General features: G+C 55.6%; 17 protein-coding genes and 1 pseudogene. 10 read left to right on the forward strand and 8 right to left on the reverse strand.

Features of this window, described 5'->3' with window-relative positions; translation table 11 throughout:
• Positions 1–193 precede the first annotated feature (193 nt).
• A pseudogene (locus RC74_RS17865) lies at positions 194–3209 on the forward strand (aminotransferase class III-fold pyridoxal phosphate-dependent enzyme).
• A 16-nt stretch (positions 3210–3225) separates the two neighbouring features.
• Here the strand turns inward: RC74_RS17865 and RC74_RS17870 are convergent.
• Complete coding sequence (locus tag RC74_RS17870) at positions 3226–3930, reverse strand: GntR family transcriptional regulator (RefSeq protein ID WP_039000897.1); 705 nt, start codon at positions 3928–3930, stop codon at positions 3226–3228.
• 201 nt (positions 3931–4131) lie between these two features.
• Here RC74_RS17870 and RC74_RS17875 point away from each other — a divergent pair, with 201 nt between their 5' ends.
• Positions 4132–5082, forward strand: coding sequence for a dihydrodipicolinate synthase family protein (locus RC74_RS17875; RefSeq protein ID WP_039000899.1), 951 nt, complete (start codon positions 4132–4134; stop codon positions 5080–5082).
• 72 nt (positions 5083–5154) lie between these two features.
• Here RC74_RS17875 and RC74_RS17880 read toward each other — a convergent pair whose 3' ends face one another.
• Positions 5155–6189, reverse strand: a complete 1035-nt coding sequence (locus RC74_RS17880) for an Ldh family oxidoreductase (RefSeq protein WP_039000901.1) — start codon at positions 6187–6189, stop codon at positions 5155–5157.
• Positions 6190–6512: 323 nt separating this feature from the next.
• On the opposite strand from RC74_RS17880, the gene RC74_RS17885 reads away from it, so the two are divergent.
• The 8 genes from RC74_RS17885 to RC74_RS17920 are packed head-to-tail and all read left to right on the forward strand — an operon-like array spanning position 6513 to position 14401.
• Positions 6513–7319, forward strand: a complete 807-nt coding sequence (locus RC74_RS17885) for an ABC transporter substrate-binding protein (RefSeq protein WP_039000902.1) — start codon at positions 6513–6515, stop codon at positions 7317–7319.
• Between the two features lie 60 nt (positions 7320–7379).
• Positions 7380–8045: an amino acid ABC transporter permease gene (locus RC74_RS17890; protein WP_039000903.1), complete on the forward strand. Its 666-nt coding sequence runs from the start codon at positions 7380–7382 to the stop codon at positions 8043–8045.
• Positions 8046–8055: 10 nt separating this feature from the next.
• A complete protein-coding gene (locus tag RC74_RS17895; RefSeq protein WP_039000904.1) occupies positions 8056–8709 on the forward strand; it encodes an amino acid ABC transporter permease in 654 nt (217 codons plus the stop codon).
• Complete coding sequence (locus RC74_RS17900) at positions 8702–9424, forward strand: amino acid ABC transporter ATP-binding protein (protein ID WP_039000760.1); 723 nt, start codon at positions 8702–8704, stop codon at positions 9422–9424. The genes RC74_RS17895 and RC74_RS17900 overlap by 8 nt, the downstream gene beginning before the upstream one ends.
• Positions 9424–10647: an NAD(P)/FAD-dependent oxidoreductase gene (locus RC74_RS17905; RefSeq protein ID WP_039000761.1), complete on the forward strand. Its 1224-nt coding sequence runs from the start codon at positions 9424–9426 to the stop codon at positions 10645–10647. Before RC74_RS17900 ends, RC74_RS17905 begins: the two co-directional genes overlap by 1 nt.
• Positions 10648–10656: 9 nt before the next feature.
• On the forward strand, positions 10657–11661 hold the full coding sequence (locus RC74_RS17910; protein ID WP_039000762.1) for a 4-hydroxyproline epimerase: 1005 nt from the start codon (positions 10657–10659) through the stop codon (positions 11659–11661).
• Positions 11662–11670: 9 nt separating this feature from the next.
• Positions 11671–13353 (forward strand): cis-3-hydroxy-L-proline dehydratase, encoded by a 1683-nt coding sequence (lhpI, locus tag RC74_RS17915; protein ID WP_039000763.1) that lies wholly within the window; start codon positions 11671–11673, stop codon positions 13351–13353.
• Positions 13354–13363: 10 nt separating this feature from the next.
• Positions 13364–14401, forward strand: a complete 1038-nt coding sequence (locus tag RC74_RS17920) for a trans-3-hydroxy-L-proline dehydratase (RefSeq protein ID WP_039000765.1) — start codon at positions 13364–13366, stop codon at positions 14399–14401.
• Here the strand turns inward: RC74_RS17920 and RC74_RS17925 are convergent.
• The 6 genes from RC74_RS17925 to RC74_RS17950 all read right to left on the reverse strand — a co-directional run bounded on the left by RC74_RS17925 (position 14398) and on the right by RC74_RS17950 (position 20071).
• Entirely contained in the window at positions 14398–15861 is a 1464-nt protein-coding gene (locus RC74_RS17925; protein ID WP_039000767.1) for a pyridoxal phosphate-dependent decarboxylase family protein, read from the reverse strand. The genes RC74_RS17920 and RC74_RS17925 overlap by 4 nt on opposite strands.
• A gap of 40 nt (positions 15862–15901) precedes the next feature.
• On the reverse strand, positions 15902–17338 hold the full coding sequence (locus RC74_RS17930; protein WP_039000768.1) for an FAD-binding oxidoreductase: 1437 nt from the start codon (positions 17336–17338) through the stop codon (positions 15902–15904).
• A 236-nt stretch (positions 17339–17574) separates the two neighbouring features.
• Entirely contained in the window at positions 17575–18081 is a 507-nt protein-coding gene (locus RC74_RS17935) for a hypothetical protein (protein WP_039000769.1), read from the reverse strand.
• Positions 18082–18149: 68 nt separating this feature from the next.
• Positions 18150–18665 carry a fasciclin domain-containing protein gene (locus RC74_RS17940; RefSeq protein WP_039000770.1) on the reverse strand — a complete coding sequence of 172 codons (516 nt, stop codon included), beginning with the start codon at positions 18663–18665 and terminating at the stop codon, positions 18150–18152.
• A gap of 190 nt (positions 18666–18855) precedes the next feature.
• Positions 18856–19491, reverse strand: a complete 636-nt coding sequence (locus tag RC74_RS17945; protein WP_039000771.1) for a ChrR family anti-sigma-E factor — start codon at positions 19489–19491, stop codon at positions 18856–18858.
• Position 19492: 1 nt separating this feature from the next.
• Positions 19493–20071, reverse strand: coding sequence for a sigma-70 family RNA polymerase sigma factor (locus RC74_RS17950; protein ID WP_052274650.1), 579 nt, complete (start codon positions 20069–20071; stop codon positions 19493–19495).
• Positions 20072–20130: the final 59 nt, after the last annotated feature.

The raw sequence follows: 20130 nt of genomic DNA on the forward strand, positions 1-20130 counted from the left end.
ATTTTCATCCCCCCATGAATTGGCACGAAACTCCACCCAAGAAGCGCAAACATTCATCGTGCGCCGTGGTCGTTCAAGATTTGTTCTTTGATTTTCCAACAAGTTTCCCCCTAATTGAGAGGGATTCAATCGGAGCCGCGCGGCTTTTCGATTCGTCGCAAAAAATAACACCTTGAGAGCGAACGGGCACAATATGACACATCATTGGCAAAACGTATTGCGAGATATTTGGGGCATTCACGCCACTGTAACCCGCTTGACGGCGAGTTGGATCTCAACTTTCTGGCGACCGGAACACAAGATTACGTGCTCAAAGTCATGCGCATTGGCTGCCCCGTCGACTTCATCGACCTCCAATGCCGCGCGTTCAATCACATCGCGCACAACGCTCCAGACGTTCCCGTTCCCGACGTTATAACAACCCAATCAGGGGAATTTTTCGCGACGGTGCCAGACGAGGCAGGCGCCAAGCGTCTTGTTTGGGTGTTGCGCAAAGCCGAAGGGCGGACCTATGCCAATTTCCGCCCGCAGTCCGTCGCATTATTGCGCGATTTGGGCCATGCCATTGGCGCCATGGACCGCGCGCTGGCCGATTTCAAACACCCCGCCCTTGCGCGTGATTTCAAATGGAATTTGACCCAAGGCGATTGGATTTCGGACCATATCGACGGTATCATCAACCCAAAGCGTCGCGCGCTCATCACCGACATTTTATCCGCGTTTTCCACCATCAAACCGGCGCTAAAATCCCTGCCCCACGTCGCTATCCACAACGACGTGAACGACTATAACGTCATCGTCGGCGGCACCCTAACGAAGCCCCCCCATGTGACGGGCTTGATTGATCTAGGCGACATCTGTTCTAGCCCGCGCATTTGCGACCTCGCGATTGCTGGTGCCTATATGGTGTTGGGCCAAGCGGACCCCGAACAGGCCTTGGCCGCACTGGTTGCGGGCTATCACGCCGCCTACCCGCTCACCCCTGCAGAAGTCGATCTGATCTGGCCCTTGCTGCGTATGCGCCTTGCTGTAAGCGTGGTGAATTCCACCCAAATGGCACTCGAAAACCCGCATGATCCCTATGTTGTCATTTCCCAAAAACCCGCGTGGGATTTTCTGGAAAATTGTACGCTGAACGAAGAATTGATCGGCAAACGTCTGCGCGCGGCCTGTGGTTTGCCGATCACGGATGCCGCGCCCCGCGTTCAAGCGTGGCTCGATCAAGAGCGCGGGAATTTTGCCCCCATTATGGGCGAAGATTTGGCGCGGGCCCCGATGGGTACGCTTTCGGTGGAACACTCCACATGGCCGCAAAATCCGTTTGACCTTCCGTTGGCCGAAGCCGCCTTGGTTGGGCAGGAATATGAGGATAACGGTCGCATTTGGCTTGGCTATTATAACGAACCCCGCCTGATTTATACCGCCCCCGCGTTTCGCCGTGGACCATGGAAAGCCTCAAATCGGCGCTCGGTGCATTTGGCGATTGATGCCTTTGCTCCTGCCCAAACCACCCTGCATGCACCGATGAAAGCCACAGTGCATGTGGTTGAAAATCGCACCGCTCATCTGGACTATGGCGGCGTCGTTATTCTGCGCCACGAGACCCCAAATGGCGACGCGTTCTTCACACTTTATGGCCACCTTAATCCCGAGGTTCTTGAAACTTTGCAGGTAGGCCAAACCCTTGCAAAGGGCGAGGCTTTTGCCCGTCTTGGCGATGTGACGCAATCTGGCGGCTGGGCACCGCATGTGCATTTCCAACTGGCCCTTTCGACCGATGGCATGGGCGAAGATTGGCCAGGCGTTGCGGACCCGGACGAGATGTATCTGTGGGGGGCAATCTGTCCCAATCCAGCCGCTTTGATGAATTTACCTGACGCCAAAGTGGCCTTCACCCCCACCGACAAAGACGCGGTTAAGACTGAGCGCGACCGCCTTTTTGGCCGCAATCTGCGTCTAAGCTATGCCGATCCTGTAATGCTGGTGCGTGGCTGGAAGCATCATCTGTTTGACGAATGGGGCCGCCCCTATTTGGACGCTTACAACAACGTGCCGCATGTCGGCCACGCCCATCCCCGCATTCAGGCCGTCGCGGCGAACCAACTCAAACGGATAAATTCAAACACGCGGTATCTGCATCCGGCCCAGACCGAATTTGCGCAAAAGATCGTCTCGAAAATGCCAAAAGGCCTGTCGGTCTGCTTCTTTGTCAACTCTGGGTCCGAAGCCAACGAACTCGCCCTGCGGCTTGCCCGCGCCAAAACGGGTGGCAAAGACATGATAACGCCCGATCACGGCTACCACGGCAATACCACTGGTGCGATCGACATTTCGGCCTATAAATTTAACGCCAAGGGCGGCGTAGGCCAACCCGATTGGGTGCAATTGGTCGAGGTCGCCGACGACTATCGCGGAAGCTATCGCCGCGACGATCCAGATCGAGCCGAGAAATTTGCCGCCCTTGTGGGCGACGCCCTTGCAGCCATCGAAAAACGCGGCGGGAAATTGGCGGGCTTCATTGCCGAAACTTTCCCCAGCGTTGGCGGCCAAATCATCCCGCCCAAAGGCTATTTATCGGCGGTCTATCAACGGGTTCGCGCGGCTGGTGGTGTGTGTATCGCCGACGAAGTACAGACAGGCCTAGGGCGCTTGGGCGACTATTACTTTGGTTTTGAACAACAAAACGCGGTGCCCGACATTGTGGTCTTGGGCAAGCCGATTGGCAATGGCCACCCCCTCGGCGTGGTCGTCACCACCCGCCAAATTGCCGAGGCTTTTGCCAAGGGGCCGGAGTATTTCTCGACCTTCGGCGGCTCAACGCTGTCCTGTCGCATGGGCAAAGAAGTCCTTGATATCGTTGACGATGAGGGCTTGATGGAGAATGCGCGTGTGATGGGCGCGCGGCTGTTTGACGGGTTGGCGACGCTACAAAAACGCCACGACGTGATTGGCGATGTGCGCGGCTATGGCCTGTTCATCGGCGTTGATCTGGTGGAGGATCCTGTGACGCGTGCGCCCGCCACACAGGTTGCCGAATACATCAAAAACCGTCTGCGCGCGCACCGTATTCTAATCGGTTGCGAGGGGCCATTTGACAATATTCTCAAGATACGCCCCCCCTAACGATAGACGCCGAGGATGTGGAGATGCTCCTCACGGTGCTTGGGCAAATACTAGAGGAAGTAGACAGGTTGAGGGAGGCGCATTGAGCGTGCCTCGCTTCCCCTAAAGGGTGATTTTTACGCGGCGGTCGTTTGAGATAAGCCTTTGGATTTGCGCGACGATTTGGTCCGCATGCGCATGCGCGACTTCGTCGGCCCGCTCAACGTCGCCTGCCGCAATCGCGTCGATCATCCCCTCGTGCTCGCTGACAAATTGTGGCGGAAGTTGATCCTGATAAGACGAGTAATACAGCCGCAATATCCGCCGCCCCTCATCCAGTAATCGCAGGAAAAGTCCCTCGTAATATACGTTCTGCCCCGCCACCGCGATGGCCGCATGGAACTCGCGGTTGGTTGCGATCATCGCCAAAGCGTCTTGATCCGTAACGGCGCGCTCAAACTCGGCTTGATGCGCGCGAATGATCTCTAAATCCTCTGGCGTGTGGTACTCTGCGGCCAACCGTGTGGTCATGCGATACATCAACGTAAGCGCATCAAAAAACGTGTGCAGTTTGAGGAAATTTATATTGGACACCACGGTCGAGCGGTTAGGTAACGTGGTTACCAACCCCTCCACGGACAAGCGGACCAATGCTTCGCGGATCGGAGTGCGCGACATCGCAAAGCGTTCTGCCAGTTGGATTTCGTCAATGGGACTGCCCGGTTCCAAGACCAAATCGATGATTTCATCGCGCAAAACATCGTACACATGCTTCACTCCAGACCCGCGTTTTCGGTCGGGTTTCTTGATGGCGTCCGGCTTGGTCATGAAGAATCCTTTTTGTACACAAGAAGGATATTGGAACCCGCCCGTTGGAGCAAGTATAATGACGAATGCGCGCATTGGGCACAAAACTTGTCGACAAATAAAATCCAACTCGTATTATCGACCTCAAGATATAGAATCAAACTCTACGCGTTGCGCCTTTTAAGCTAATCCCGCACGCGCACGACACTTTAGGAGATCACAATGACCAGCCCCATTTTTTCCGGAACCATTCCGGCCCTGATGACGCCCTGCACCCCCGACCGCACCCCAGATTTCGACGCTTTGGTCCGCAAGGGACAAGAACTGATCGCGGCGGGCATGTCAGCGGTGGTGTATTGTGGCTCGATGGGCGACTGGCCGCTTTTGACGGATGCACAGCGGATGGAAGGCGTTGAGCGCCTCGTTAAAGCGGGCGTTCCCTTGATCGTTGGCACGGGCGCTTTGAACACGAAATTGGCGGTAGCCCATGCGGCCCACGCACAAAAAATCGGTGCCCAAGGCCTGATGGTTATCCCCCGCGTGCTGTCGCGTGGCGGTTCTATGCCGGCACAAAAAGCACATTTCAAAGACATCTTGGCCGCGGCCTCTGACCTTCCCGCCGTGATCTACAACAGCCCCCACTATGGGTTTGCCACCCGCGCGGACCTGTTCTTTGAACTGCGCAAGGATCACAAAAACCTGATTGGTTTCAAAGAGTTCGGCGGCCATGATGATCTGTCCTATGCGGCGGAATATATCACCAGCGGCAACGACGACGTGAGCCTGATGATCGGTGTCGACACCGCGGTTGTGCATGGTTTCGTCAATTGCGGCGCGACGGGCGCGATTACCGGTATCGGCAACGTCCTCCCCTCCGAAGTCTTGAATCTGGTCGCCCTGAGCCAAGATGCTGCCAAGGGCAATGCCCTGTCGCGCCAACGCGCCACAGAGTTGGAAACCGCGCTTAACGTCTTGTCGAAATTCGACGAGGGTGCCGACTTGGTGTTGTTCTTCAAACATATGATGGTGTTAAACGGCGACGCGGAATACACGCTGCATTTCAACGAGAGCGACGCGCTTTCGGACAGCCAACGCGGTTTTGTCGAAGCCCAACTCAAGCTGTTCCGCGCATGGTATGCCGATTGGTCCAAACTTGCAGGCGCTGTTCTTTAAGCCACAGCGCCCCATTCAAATCAAAAAGGCCCGCAGAGATTCGCGGGCCTTTTTTCGTTTATGGAAGAGGGCTTAAGAGACGGCCTTCAACCCATCTTTACGCAGGCGTTCCAACAAAGCCACCTCTTCGGCCGTCAAGCGAATACCATTAGCCTGAGACTCGGCCCGCGCGGCAAAGCGGCGTTGCGACGGCAAGCGCGCCCCCTGACCAAGGATCGCATCAAACAGGGTTTCCGCTCGATCCAAGCTCGCGCCCCCGCGCCCTTCGGCAAATTTTTCGGGGCTAAAGGCAATGATTAACTCGCCGTGGCGCGGCGCGATATTGGTGGCTCCCAGAAATTCCAAGGCTTCGGGGCTGGTCATATCGCCGATCATCACCCCTGCGAGCAATTCGATCATGGTGGAAATGGCCGACCCTTTGTGGCCGCCAAAGGGCAGCATCGCCCCTTCCAAAGCCAGCGTGGCATCGGTTGTGGGCGTGCCGTTTTCATCCATCGCCCAGCCCTCGGGAAGCGGTTTCCCCGCGATACGGTGCAACTCAACTTCGCCGCGCGCCGCAACGCTGGTGGCGAAATCAAACACATAGGGGTGCGCGCCTTTGCGGGGCCAACCAAAGCCCAGCGGATTGGTGCCGAGCAAAGGTTTTGTGCCGCCCGTTGGCGCAACTGTCGCGTAACTTGGGCACATCGCAATCGCGGCAAGGCCAAGATCGGTGAGCGCCTCAACCTCTGGCCAAAGCGCGGAAAAATGGGTGCAATCGTTGATCACAAGCGCCGCTAACCCCAAGCTATGGGCGCGTTCCGCCAGCACGGGCGCGCCCAACTCGAACGCCGCATTGGCAAAGCCACCCTTGGCGTCGACCCGTACAATTGCGGAGGCATCCTGTTGCAATTTCGGCGTCGCTTGTGGGTCCACTTTTCCCTGCTTTAACGTACGCAAACAGCCCTCAATCCGATAGATGCCATGTGATTTACACGCATCCTGTTCTCCCGCCAAAATAACGCGCGCCAAGGCGCCCGCCTGTGTAGTCGAGAACCCCACGTTGAGGAATATTTCTTCAATCAAAGCGCCCAACTCATGGGCGGTTAGGGTCGTTGCATCGGTCATTTTGGTATTCCTTAAATTCATTAGATGGTGTCGCGGAAGTTTCGGGCAAAAGCGGGTCGTCATTTGTATATAATTTGTATACATAGGGGGTAATCATAGCAAGACGCTCCCCCATTCCTGTTGGAGAACTCGCATTGCATGTGCGAAAATGAGGCAAATTCGCCCCTTAAACAGGGCGCTCTACGACCTCTATCGACAGGCGGCGCCCATTAAGTATACTAATTAAATACAAATAATATTTTTAGTTGATTCAAACAAAATGCGCACCCATAGTCAGCTTACAATACGAATCAAAAAACAATGCCACCACGGGAGAACGACAAATGAAAACTTCGTTGATTATTGGAAGCCTGCTGACTGCAACGGCGCTTACTTCACCGGCAAACGCGGACAAATTGGACGATATCATGGCATCTGGCACGCTGCGCTGTGCTGTGGTGTTGGATTTCCCACCAATGGGTTCACGCGATGCGGACAACAACCCTATCGGCTTTGACGTCGACTATTGCAATGACCTTGCAGCTGCACTCGGCGTAGAAGCTGAAATCGTTGAAACACCCTTCCCTGACCGTATTCCAGCCTTGGTTTCGGGCCGTGTTGATGTTGGGGTTGCCTCCACTTCCGACACGCTTGAGCGCGCAAGAACCGCTGGTTTCACGATCCCTTATTTCGCCTTCACAAACGTTGTTTTGACCCGCGAAGATGCTGGTGTTGAAGATTTTGACGGCTTGAAAGGGAAAACTGTTGGTTCCGTTGGCGGCACGTTCGAAGGCATCGCGCTTGAGGACAACGTCAAAGAATGGGGCGAAGGTAGCTTCCGTCCGTACCAATCCCAAGCAGACGTGTTCCTTGCCCTTTCGCAAGGCCAAATCGACGCGACTGTTGTGACTTCAACTGTGGCTGGTTCCATCGTTGCTTCGGGCAAATACCCAGGCCTAACTATCAAAGGCGACGCGCCTTATGCCATTGATTACGTAGGCCTTATCGCGCTGCGTAACGAGTACGGCCTGCTGAACTATCTTGATCTCTTCATTAACCAACAAACCCGCACAGGACGGTATCAAGAGCTGTATGGCAAATGGGTTGGCGGCGACGCACCTGATCTAACTGTACCAAACGTTTACCGTTAAATCGGCGGGGGGCCTTCGGGCCCCCTTGCTTTCCCGCAAGCTCCCACACAAAGGGTCGCGATGTTTAACTATACATTCCAATGGCGTCAGGCGCTGCAAAAGCTTCCGCAATTATTTGACGGAGCTTTGGTCACACTTCAGATCGCCCTTTTGTCGATGGTCATGGGGATCCTTTTGGCCGTCATCCTCGCCGTTGCGCGCAATTCAAAATCCAAGCTGATCTATGCGCCTGCAACAGTTTGGGTCGAGGTGGCACGCAACACGCCTGCCCTTTTCCAGATTTACATGGCGCATTTCGGATTGGGAAGTTTTGGCATCCACCTCAGCCCCTTCGTGGCGCTTTTGGCTGGGATTACCTTCAATAATGCGGGTTATTTGGCCGAAACATTTCGCGGTGCCCTACGCGCCATTCCAGACACCCAAACGCGGTCGGCACGTTCCCTCGGGATGCGCCCCCTTCAGGCTTTCCGTCTGATTGTGATGCCGCAAATGTTCCGCATCGCTTTCTTGCCCACCACCAACCAAATGGTTTGGGCGATCCTGATGACCTCATTGGGCGTGACCGTAGGCATGAACACCGACCTTGCTGGCGTAACCCAAGATATCAACGTGAGAAGCTTTCGCACGTTTGAGATTTTTACCCTTGCGGCTGTGTTCTACTACTTCATTGCAAAAGCGGTGACGATTGGCGCACGGCTGATCGCATGGCGCATGTTCCGGTATTAAGGAGAGTACCATGTTTGATACCGGTTTAAACCTTAACGACCTGATGTTCCTCGCTAAAGGCGCGGGAATGACACTGGCGGTCACGGCCTTTGCTGTGACGGGCGGCACACTTATGGGGCTGTTCTTTGGCGTCCTTCGCGCCCATATAAGTACGTGGGCCGCCCTGCCAATCATCTTTGTGCTGGATATATTTCGCTCTGTACCGTTGCTGATCCAGTTGGTTTTGGCGAATGCGTTCCAAGCGATCGCAGGCCTAAATATGCCGCCCTTCGCAACGTCTTGTGTCGTTTTGGCGCTCTATACATCGGCCTATTGCACCGAGATTGTGCGCGGCGCGATTGATGCGGTTCCGATGGTCACACGTCGCGCCGCGCGCTCGTTGGGCCTGTCGTGGGGTCAAGACATGACGCAAATCGTGTTCCCAATGGCACTGCGGGTGGCCCTCCCAAGTTGGATTGGCCTTACACTTGGCGTGTTGAAAGACAGCTCATTGGTCCTCTGGCTGGGCATCATCGAACTGCTGCGCGCCAGCCAGATCCTTGTGACCCGCCTCCAAGAACCTATGTTCATCCTGATGGTCACAGGAGTTATATACTTTGCCCTAAGCTTCCCCATCGCTCGGCTTGGAAGCCAACTCGAAAAAAGGTGGCGTGAGAATGATTGAGATTAAAGACGTTCGTAAATCCTTTGGTCCATTGGAAGTGCTCAAGGGCATCGACCTGACGGTTCAAAAAGGTGAAGTTGTGTCGGTTATCGGCGGCTCTGGTTCGGGAAAATCGACGCTCCTGACCTGTATCAACGGTCTGGAACAGATCAGCCACGGCAGCATCCTTGTGGATGGGATTGAGGTGCATGCAAAATCCACCGACCTTAACAAACTGCGCCGCAATATCGGCATTGTGTTCCAGCAGTTCAACTCTTTCCCCCACCTCACCGTGTTGGAAAACGTGACTTTAGCCCCGCGCAAAGTGTTGGGAATGTCGCGCGAACAAGCCGAAGAAATCGCCGTAAAACACCTCACGCACGTTGGCTTGGCCGAGAAACTCTTGGTCTATCCTGGACGGCTTTCCGGTGGCCAACAGCAACGTATGGCGATTGCGCGCGCTCTAGCTATGTCGCCCGCATATATGCTATTTGATGAGGTGACATCCGCGCTTGATCCGCAATTGGTGGGAGAGGTGTTGGACACGCTGAAACTGCTTGCCGACGAAGGTATGACGATGATTTGCGTGACGCATGAAATGGGTTTTGCCCGCGATGTTTCAGATCGGGTCGCCTTTTTCCATCAAGGAGTCATGGCCGAGATCGCGCCGTCCAAACAATTTTTCGACGCGCCACAGCATGCGGAAACGCAAAAGTTTCTTTCGAGCGTACGCTAATGAGCACCCAAGATGTCGTGGTGGTTGGCGCCGGTGTCGTCGGGCTCTCGATTGCTTTGGCGGCTCAAGCGCGGGGCCTTACCGTCCGTGTGATTGATCGTGAAGGCCCCTCTGCGGGGGCCTCCGCGGGCAATGCTGGCGCGTTTGCCTTCCCCGAGGTTCTGCCGCTTGCTTCGCCAAAAGTTATGCGCCAAGCCCCGAAATGGCTACTCGACCCTTTGGGGCCCCTATCGATCCCACCCCAATACGCGTTGAAAATCGCGCCGTGGATGTACAGATTTTGGCGCGCGAGTTGGCCCGCAGAAGTGCGCGCCTCAACGGTTGCTTTGACGGAATTGAACGCGATTTCAAAACGCGCGCTCAAACCCTTTCTACAAGACAACGACCTGATGGATATGCTGCACCACGACGGGCAATTGCTGGTTTATGAGGGGCGGAGCGAGTTTGAAGCAAGCCTACCGGGCTGGAAGGTCCGTGAAGACGCCGACATCCCCTTCCGTCACCTCATCGGCGACGACATCGCTGAGGTCCAACCGGGCCTGCATCCGCGTTTCACCCATGCCACATTCACGCCGGAATGGTACTCAATTTCCGACCCCAAGCTATACACCCTCGCGCTTGCCGAGCAGTTCCGTGCCAAGGGTGGCGAAATTGTAATCGCCGAAGCCACGAGTTTGGTTGACGGCGGAGTCCAGACAAGTGTCGGGAAAATGACGGGCAAAATCGTCCTTGCGGCGGGCGCGTTCTCGCACCACCTTGCGCGCACGGCTGGTGTCAAAATCCCGCTTGAAACCGAGCGCGGTTATAACACCACCCTGCCCCCAGACGCGGTCGATCTGCGGTGTCACGTGACGTTTGGCGGTCATGGGTTTGTGATTTCCAAGCTGACAACCGGCATCCGTGTTGGCGGTGCGGTTGAGCTGGGCGGATTGAAACTTCCACCAAATTATAAGCGCGCAGAAGCGCTCCTGACCAAAGCCAAGCAATTCATGCCTGCGTTAAAAACCACGGGCGGCACACAGTGGATGGGCTTCCGCCCATCGCTCCCCGACACGCTTCCGGCTCTCGGCCCCCTGCCTGGACGCCCTGATGTGATTTGTGCTTTTGGCCACGGGCACCTTGGATTGACCCAATCGGCGGGTACTGCCGAAATCATCGCGGATTTGTTGGTTGGCAAAGCCCCCGCGATGGACCTATCCCCGTTCTCTCCTGCGCGTTTTTAGAGGCATCGCATGACCCAATTTACCTTCCCCTGCATTGACGGCCACACCTGTGGCAACCCCGTACGCCTTGTAACAGGTGGCGCGCCGCAATTACGCGGCGATACGATGCTGGAAAAACGCGCGCATTTCTTGGCCGAATATGACTGGATTCGCACAGGCTTGATGTTTGAGCCACGGGGCCACGACCAGATGTCGGGGGCGATCCTCTATCCGCCCACGCGCGAGGATTGCGACGTTGGGGTGTTGTTTATCGAGACCTCTGGCTGTTTGCCAATGTGTGGCCACGGCACCATCGGCACCGTCACAATCGCGCTGGAAAACGGTTTGATCCGCCCCGAAACGGCGGGCGTGCTGCGGCTAGATACCCCTGCAGGCCGGGTCGATGTGACCTATGTTCAGGACGGGCGTTTTGTTGAGGAAGTGCGCCTCACCAATGTCGCGAGTTTCCTGCATTCCGCGGGGCTTACGGCCAACGTCGCAGGCCTAGGCGAAGTTGTTGTTGATGTGTCCTATGGCGGTAATTTTTACGCCATCGTCGATCCGCAGAAAAATTTCAATGATATGGCCAATTTTTCCGCAGGCGAGTTGGTGGGGTTTAGCCAAAAACTTCGCGCCGCATTGAATGAAAAATACGAATTTACCCATCCAGAAAAACCCTCGATTTTCGGCCTATCGCATATCCTATGGACGGGCGCGGCACAGCATCCAGAGGCCAGCGCACGCAACGCAGTATTCTATGGCGACAAGGCGATCGACCGTTCGCCCTGCGGCACAGGAACCTCCGCGCGGATGGCTCAATTGGCGGCAAAAGGCAAACTCTCTGTCGGCGATGATTTCATCCACGAGAGCATCATCGGCTCGCTCTTTAAGGGGCGCGTCGAGGCGGCGGCAACGGTTGCAGATAAGCCTGCAATCATCCCTTCAATTGCCGGATGGGCCCGCGTAACGGGCATTAATACAATATTCATAGACGATGAACGCGACCCCTTCGCGCATGGTTTTGTGGTTAAATAGAAAGCACTTATGACACGCAGCATCCTTGCCGGACAAGCAAACGGACCCGTTTTGGCGTCCGAAGAAGGCCTTAGTTTTTGGGGCGGCGTTGATGCTTCCACAGGCGTCGTCATCGACGCACATCATCCGTGGCACCGCCAATCCCTCGCGGGGAAAATCGTGCTGATGCCCACCAGTCGCGGGTCTTGCACAGGCTCTGGCGTGGTGCTTGAATTGATCCAAAATGGCCACGCCCCTGCCGCGTTTATTTTCCGCGACCATGAGGATGTTTTGACCCTCGGCGCGTTGATCGCACAGCAGCTATTTGACATGAACGTCCCCGTCGCACAATTGGACGCGGCCGATTTTGCCGCCCTGTCCCAAGCCGCCACCGCGCAAATCTCGCCAACCGAAATCACCGCGCCAAACCTCACAATTCCGCTGGCTCCCTTGGCCGAAGTCGCGCTTGATCTCTCGGACGGCGACCGCGCCATGCTTGCAGGTGCCGACGGCGAAGCGCCCAAAATGGCCATGCAAACCATCGTCACCATGGCAGCCCTTCAAGGGGCCACAAGTTTGATCGACGTGACCCAAGTGCATATAGACGGCTGTATTTACGCGAGCCCTGCCAATCTGGTGTTCGCGGAAAAAGTGGCCAATATGGGCGCACAAGTACGGGTGCCAACCACGATGAATGCCATCTCTGTGGATCATGCCAATTGGCGCGTACAAGGCATCCCGCCCGACTTTGGCCTGCCCGCAAGCCGCCTCGCGGATGCCTATGTGAAAATGGGCGCACGTCCCAGTTTCACCTGCGCGCCCTACTTGCTCGACACCACCCCCAAGGCTGGGGAAATGATCGCATGGGCGGAATCTAACGCCGTGGTCTATGCCAATACGGTTTTGGCCGCGCGCACAGTGAAACACCCCGATTTCTTTGATCTTTGCATCGCCCTCACAGGCCGCGCTCCTTTGTCTGGTGCCTATCTTGATGAACACCGCGCCGCCCTTCGGATCATCGAAATAACCCTCCCCGCGCAACACGATGACTCTCTTTGGCCGATGTTGGGATATCTTGCCGGACATTTGGCCCCTGAATGTATTCCCGTGTTGACCGGGCTCGAAAACCTTTCCCCTAACGAGGATGACCTCAAGGCGATGTGCGCCGCGTTTGGCACGACTTCCGCCGCGCCGATGCTACATGTGGCGGGCATTACGCCAGAGGCCACGATGATTTCCCCAAGCGCAGAAACCGTGCATGCGGGCGTCCAAGACCTTGCGCGGATTTGGCAACAGTTCAATCCCGGCCCCGCCCAAATCGATCTCGTGGCCTTTGGCAGCCCCCATTTCTCGCTATCTGAATGCCACGCTTTGGCGAAACTTCTTGAGGGGAAACATCGTCACAGCGAAACCGATGTTATTGTCACTTTGGGCCACGACACCCTCACCCAAGCCCGCGCGGACGGCACATTGGCCATCCTTGAGGCCGCAGGCGTCCAAGTCGTGCCGGATATTTGCTGGTGTTCGATTTCCGAACCCGTATTCCCCCCAAGCGCCAAAACCTTGATGACCAATTCTGGTAAATACGCGCATTACGCGCCGGGTCTTTGTGGGCGCGAAGTGCGGTTTGGCTCGCTCGCCGATTGCGCCCGCGCCGCCTGCACCGGCCAAGCGCCCAACACTCTCCCCGACTGGCTCACGCCTCAACTTTAAGGTCCCAAAAATGCGCAGTACAAAAACCATCCATGTGATTTCGGCCCATGCCGAAGGCGAAGTTGGCGACGTGATTGTGGGCGGCGTGACCCCGCCCCCCGGTGAGACCCTCTGGGAGCAAAGCCGTTGGATCGCTAAGGACCAAACTCTGCGCAATTTCGTACTGAATGAACCACGCGGCGGCGTGTTTCGCCATGTAAACCTATTGGTACCACCGAAAAACCCGCTCGCCGATGCGGCCTTTATCATCATGGAACCCGAAGACACGCCCCCGATGTCCGGCTCCAATTCGATCTGCGTTTCGACTGTGCTTTTGGAAAGCGGGATTATCCCGATGATTGAACCCCTGACGGAACTGGTGCTTGAAGCACCCGGTGGGTTGGTGAAGGTGCGCGCGACGTGTAAAAACGGCAAGGCCGAGAAGATTTCGGTGCAAAACCTGCCCAGTTTTGCGGCCGATCTGGACGTTGAACTGGAGGTCGATGGCCTTGGTACGTTGCGGGTCGATACGGCCTATGGCGGCGATAGTTTTGTGATTGTCGACGCTGAAGCGATGGGCCTGTCACTGGTCGCCGAAGAAGCGCATGAGATCGCCCGCCTTGGCGTGCGTATCGCTAATGCAGCCAATAAAAAGCTGAAGTTTCACCATCCCGACAATCCCGATTGGACCCATTTTTCATTCTGCCTTTTTGCTGGCCCCGTGACACGCGACGGAAACGAATTACGCGCAGGTGCCGCCGTTGCCATTCAACCGGGCAAGGTCGATCGTTCGCCAACGGGCACAGCCCTTTCGGCGCGGATGGCAGTTTTGCACGCCCGTGGCGAGATGGGGTTGGACGACACATTAACGGCGGTGTCTGTCATTGGCTCAACTTTTACGGGCCGCATCGTCAGCGAAACCACGGTCGGTTCCCGCCCCGCCGTTGTGCCCGAAATTTCGGGCCAAGCATGGATTACGGGCATCCACCAACATATGCTCGACCCCACTGATCCTTGGCCCGAAGGGTATCGCCTTTCGGACACTTGGGGCGCACGCGGGAGCGACTAAGGCGCAGCCGCCTCTAGTTCCTGTCCTAACTTAACGACCTCTCGCACCAACAGATCAAGATCCTGTCGTTTGGTGCGATGATTGTTGATCGCCACGCGCAAACAATGCCGTCCGCCCACCGTGGTGTCGGACGGTACTGCCAGCCCGCTTTCTTGCAGGCGGAGCATGATTTCGGTGTTCAGCGCCTTGAGGTCCTCATCGGGCGCCTCCGCATTACGATACCGAAAACAGACGATATTGATCGACGTCGGCGCCATGAGTTCCAAATGCGGGTCCGTGTGGATGAGGTCCGTCAAATAGGCGGCTTGCGCAATATTCTGATCAATTAGACAGCCAAATTTCTCCACCCCATGTTCTTTTAGCGACATCCATATTTTCAACGCCTTAAAGCCGCGCGACAACTCGAAACAATAATCCGCGAGGAATCCGCCCGACGCGATACCGCGCGGTTTTTCCTCTAGATATTCGCCGTGCAACTCAAACGTATCGAAATGCAACTGCGCGTCTTTGACCAAAGCACACCCCGCTTCAAACGGCGTATGTAGCCATTTGTGCGGATCAAGGGCTAAGGAATCCGCGTCTTCAATCCCCTCCACCATCGTGCGATTAACGGGGGCGATTTTGATCAAAGCGCCAATGCAACCATCCACGTGGAACCATATCCCTTGCCGCTTACACAGCGCTGCGATGGCCTGCATATCGTCGATGGCACCGGTGTTTGTGGTGCCCGCCGTGGCAATCACACAGGCGGGTTCGCACCCCGCAGCACGATCCTCTTGGATGGCCTGTTCCAACGCGGGTATGCTCATCCGAAAGTTGGCGTCCGAAGGGATCACCCGCAGGGCGCGTCGACCAAGGCCGAGGGCTTCCAACGCCTTCTGGCTAGCGCTATGGACCTGATCTGAGGTGTAAAATCGCAGCGGTTTGGGCAGGGCTGTGATCCCTTCCTCGCGCACATCGACGCCCGCCATTTTGTTGCGCGCAACCGTCAGGCACACCATGTTTGCCATCGACCCGCCACTGGTCAATGTCCCACTCGCCGACGCTGGAAAATCCATCAATTCCTTGAGCCAGTTCACGACTTGCCGGTCAACTTGGGCTGCCGCTGTATCCCCTCCACCAAGATTGGATCCTTCAATGGCCGCGAGAAAATCAGCCAGCGCGCCCGTAAAATTGCTCGATCCCATATACCAGCCCCAAAACCGTGGGTGAATATTCCCCATCGCGTAGGGGAAAACCGTTGACAGAACCTCGTCATAAACCGCGTCCAATGGCGTGGATTTCATGGGCGCGGGCGTGAGGAAACCCTCGCGCACGGATTGCGGCATTTGTTGCCAAACCGGACGCTCCCGCACCCCCTCAACATGGGCAACGGCGTCGTCAATCATCCGCGACGCCGTTTTATGCATATCCGCCCAATTCGCAGGATCGAGGCTTTCTTCTGGAGTATCCGTCGTCATCAATCCTTTATGCTGGTGCGTATTTTATAGAATTTTACCCTCATTCAGCCGCGCGGGATACTGAAGTGGGTTTGATATTGTGATTGAGGCGGAACAGGTTTTTTGGGTCATACTTGGCCTTCACATGGCCCAATCGCTCCATGTTGCTGCCGTAAGCCCCCGATACACGCCCCACCTCATCATCGGGCATGAAGTTCACATAGACACTTCCGGTCGAATATTGCGCCGTGTCGTCGAATAATTTCCGCGCCCATCCAATACAGGTGGCATCACCAGACTCATCCGCCCATCGGGTATGAACGTTCATGATAAAATGCGCGGATCGTTGAGGATAGGCCGTGGCGTCTTCGGCAACCCGCGCCATGGCACCGCCGACATGCGCAATGAAAACTTCGCTGTTTGGATCGGGCAATGTTGCGATGGCCTTTAGAAGCACCGACACGGCGTCGCTAGAAAGCTCATTGAAATCATGGCTCTTCCAGTAGTTTCTCATGCCGGGCGCGAGCAAAGGATCAAACGCGGTTTGCCACCCCACGAAGGGTGCCTCGCAGATCACATCCGCAATCGGATTTCCCAACCCACGCAATTGCTTGAGGGACTCGCCACCATCGGCCTCATCCCCAATATAACAGGCTGCAAAGACAAGCACCAGTTTGCCGTGCCAGTCTTCAGGGAGAAACGGCAAAGGGGGCGCTTTGCGCATAACAACCCAGACGGTCAACTCGTCAGGCGCGGAACCCGCGATTTTGTTGTAGGCGCGCAGCAAGGACGGCGCATCTTCAAGCGGATGCACGATCAGACCTGCCAGTACGGAAGGCCCCACTTCATGCAGGCGGAATTCAAAGGAAGTAACAACGCCAAAGTTACCGCCACCGCCACGGACCGCCCAAAACAAATCAGCGTTTTTGTCCGCGCTCGCCGTCAAAAAACTGCCATCCGCGGTGACGATATCAACGGACAGAAGACTGTCGATTGTCATCCCGAATTTGCGCGTGATCCAGCCAAATCCACCACCAAGAGTAAGCCCCGCAATCCCTGTCGTGGAGTTGATACCCGTAGGCAGGGCCAAGGCATGTGATTGGGTTTCCTTATCGACGTCAGACAACAAAGCCCCCGGCTCCACGCGGGCCGTTTTTGCGAACGGATCCACGTGGACACTTTGCATATGCGACAGATCCAAAAGCAACGCGCCCTCGGCCACGGCATGTCCGGCAATCTGATGCCCACCAGAACGAATAGCGAGTAATAGGTTGTTTTTACGCGCAAAATTGACCGCAGCCCGTATGTCGCTCGTCCCCATCGCCCGAATAACAAGACCGGGTTGGCGGTCGACCATCGCATTCCATAACGTGCGGCTTGCGTCGAACTCTACGGCACCTTGGGAAAAGACGCTGCCGCGCAGGGACCCTGCAAGGGCTTCGATCACGTCTGATGCAAAAATCTTTTCTGTGCCGTCTAATTTAATAATATTGGTCATTTTTAAAATCCCTCCAAATTGAATTAGAGGTCGCTTGCCGTGAATTTGCCTCACAGACGGGTATGCCCGTTTCACATATTCATTTTCTATCTCTTACACTAATTTTGAAAGTCTCGCGAGCATTTGATTCACGGACCGGAACCTAGATGACTCTAGCAAAGGATCATATTGAGAGGATTACGTGGGGTATAAACCCTGAAAATACGCGATATCAAACAATTACGATCCCAGAGCGATCAGAGTAGCGGATCATAGGACCACTGCAATAATGCTTGCCGTTGCCGAGGGCGACAAAAAATATCTCCAGGGTAACAGTTGGCGCGAATTTGGCCTGCATGGCGTGCAAATCCACGCCAGCGTTTGATTTGAATGCGATCAATATCTTCAAGACGTCGGCCAAGGAAATACCGACAATACCATTGAAACCACCCGCGAGGATCAGGGCCATAAATCCAACCCTTTTCCTGCCAAACAGAAAGCGGTTGTCGGCTTTTGATCCCGAAATAATTCAAAGCGGGGTCTGGTTTTGAGCTGATCTTGGCGTTTTCAAACCACGCTGCGGGAAACTCTTGGGTGCAATCATTCAGGTAGCGCCCCTCGAAAACCCCCATTTCAAGCATTTTCTGCGGGGTATAGACAGGGTTGAAATCATCGGCAAATTCCGCCCTAACAGGCGCTGACAGAGCATAGGTATACCCTGTCTGAAAACGATCGTTCACTGTGATTTCATCGCCGAGTCTCATAGGTTTACCTACCGCAAAAAGAGATGTGGCGCGCGTTCTTTTTTAAGACGCGCACCACGGGGTTTGTTTTAGTTGCAGGCTGGACGCGTGCCGGGCAGCAACACTTTGTCGACCACATGGATCACACCATTGTCGGCCATGATATCCGCGATGATGACATTCGCCATTTCGCCAGTTCCATCCGCGATCATAACGCCGTCACTTCCAGCAGTGATACACAGGCGTTCACTGTCCAAAATCGGTGCGAAATAAGTCGAACCCATGGGAATCATATTGGCGGTCAATTTGCGGTCATCCACGTGGTAAAGCAGCACGTTTGTGAGCTGGCCTTTGTTCTCGGGCATCAACAATGTTTCAACTGTGCCTTCGGGCAAGGCGGCAAAAGCATCATTCACCGGCGCGTAAACTGTGAAGGGTCCAGGACCCGAGAGCGTTTCCGCAAGTCCAGCCGCTTGAACGGCGGCCACAAGGGTCGTGAAACGCTCATCTCCGGCGGCAATCTCAACGATATTAGCGGCATTCGCAGTGCCTGCGGCAAGGCTAAGAGCAAGGGCGGTGACTGTGGCTTTCAATGTCGTTTTCATTCTGTCTCTCCATATACTGGACTTAAATCGTCCTGTGTTAATTTGCATTCGTATTATGGATACGGAGGGAAGTCGGAACTGGATCACTTTTAAACTTCACATGAAATTAACGCCGCAAGCTATTGTTTTAATAAAAAAATCCACCAGATTACCTGATGGATTTCTTCCTAACGGCAATATAGTTTTCGCGCTAAATGCGGAAAAGCGGCTGGAGCAAGCGTGGCACAAACGACGTGAACCGCAAGGGTGCGTCCGTGGCTGCAAGACAGATACAGGGCGCACCAGCCCCAGCGATGGGCGTGTGCTCAAGATCGCTGTCAGCAATTTCAAGATCGCCCACACCAAACTGCCCCGTCTCGTCGCTAAAGCTCCCCTGCAAAACCAATGTCAGCTCCATGCCGCTATGGCTGTGATCGGGAACGGCCCGCCCTGAAGGGATATAAAGGAGCCGCGTTGAGCCTTCTTTATCCGCAGACAAGATGCATTGCCGCACCCCAAGCCCCAAGGATTTCCAGCGTGGCGGTTTGCCTTTGAGCGCGGCCATCACAGGCCCCGGATAAACGCCACTACGCGTGTAGGTAGGTTCCACGGGAGCAGGCGCGTCAAGCTGCGCCATGATATCCGCTTTTAGGCTGCTCGACACATCGGCAACGTCGGTGGTTTCGAGAAGCGCTCCGCCAACAGTCTGATGCGCCTCAAGCGCCGCGCGACACTCAAGACATAGCGACACATGCGCCGCTACGACCACTGCAAACGGATGTGGCAAGTTGCCGGATGCGTAAGCGTTCAGCAGGGCGTCGGGGGTATGATGGTGGATTGAGGTCATCTTAACGTAGTTCCTTCAATTCGTGCCGTAGGCGTTCCAGACCAAGTCGGATACGCGACTTAATGGTGCCAAGCGGCAGGCCGGTTTGAGCGCTGATCTCCTGATGGGTCAGCTCGCCCATATAGGCTTTTTGGATGATGTCACGTTGATCGGGCTTGAGCTTCGTAAGGGCTTGCCGGATACGCTGGGTTTCTTGATCGACGGCCAAAATCTGGCTCGCGTCTGGCTCTGATCCGGGATCTTCGCCGAGTTCTTCGGGCAACGGACGCCGCTCTTTGCGGATCACGTCAATTTGTCGATTGCGGGCAATCTGATAAATCCACGCAGACACCTGTGCGCGATGCGGGTCGAACATGTCGGCCTTGCGCCAAACCGTCAACATCACGTCCTGCACGATCTCTTCCGCCATACTCGACGAGGTTCCCGACCGGACGATGAACCCTTTAAGACGCGGCGCAAAATGGTCAAACAACCGCGCAAACGCGTCGCGATCGCGTGTATCGCGGATCGCGATCATCCACACGGTTTGCTCAGAGACTGGCTCAGAGACGTCGACAGGCGTTTGTGTCACCAGTTTCATGACCTTTCGCTGCGCGGCATTTGCACTCCGCGATGCGGGTTTTTTATGAATCGTTTCTA

This window comes from Falsihalocynthiibacter arcticus (assembly GCF_000812665.2).
Classification (GTDB): Bacteria; Pseudomonadota; Alphaproteobacteria; order Rhodobacterales; family Rhodobacteraceae; genus Falsihalocynthiibacter; species Falsihalocynthiibacter arcticus.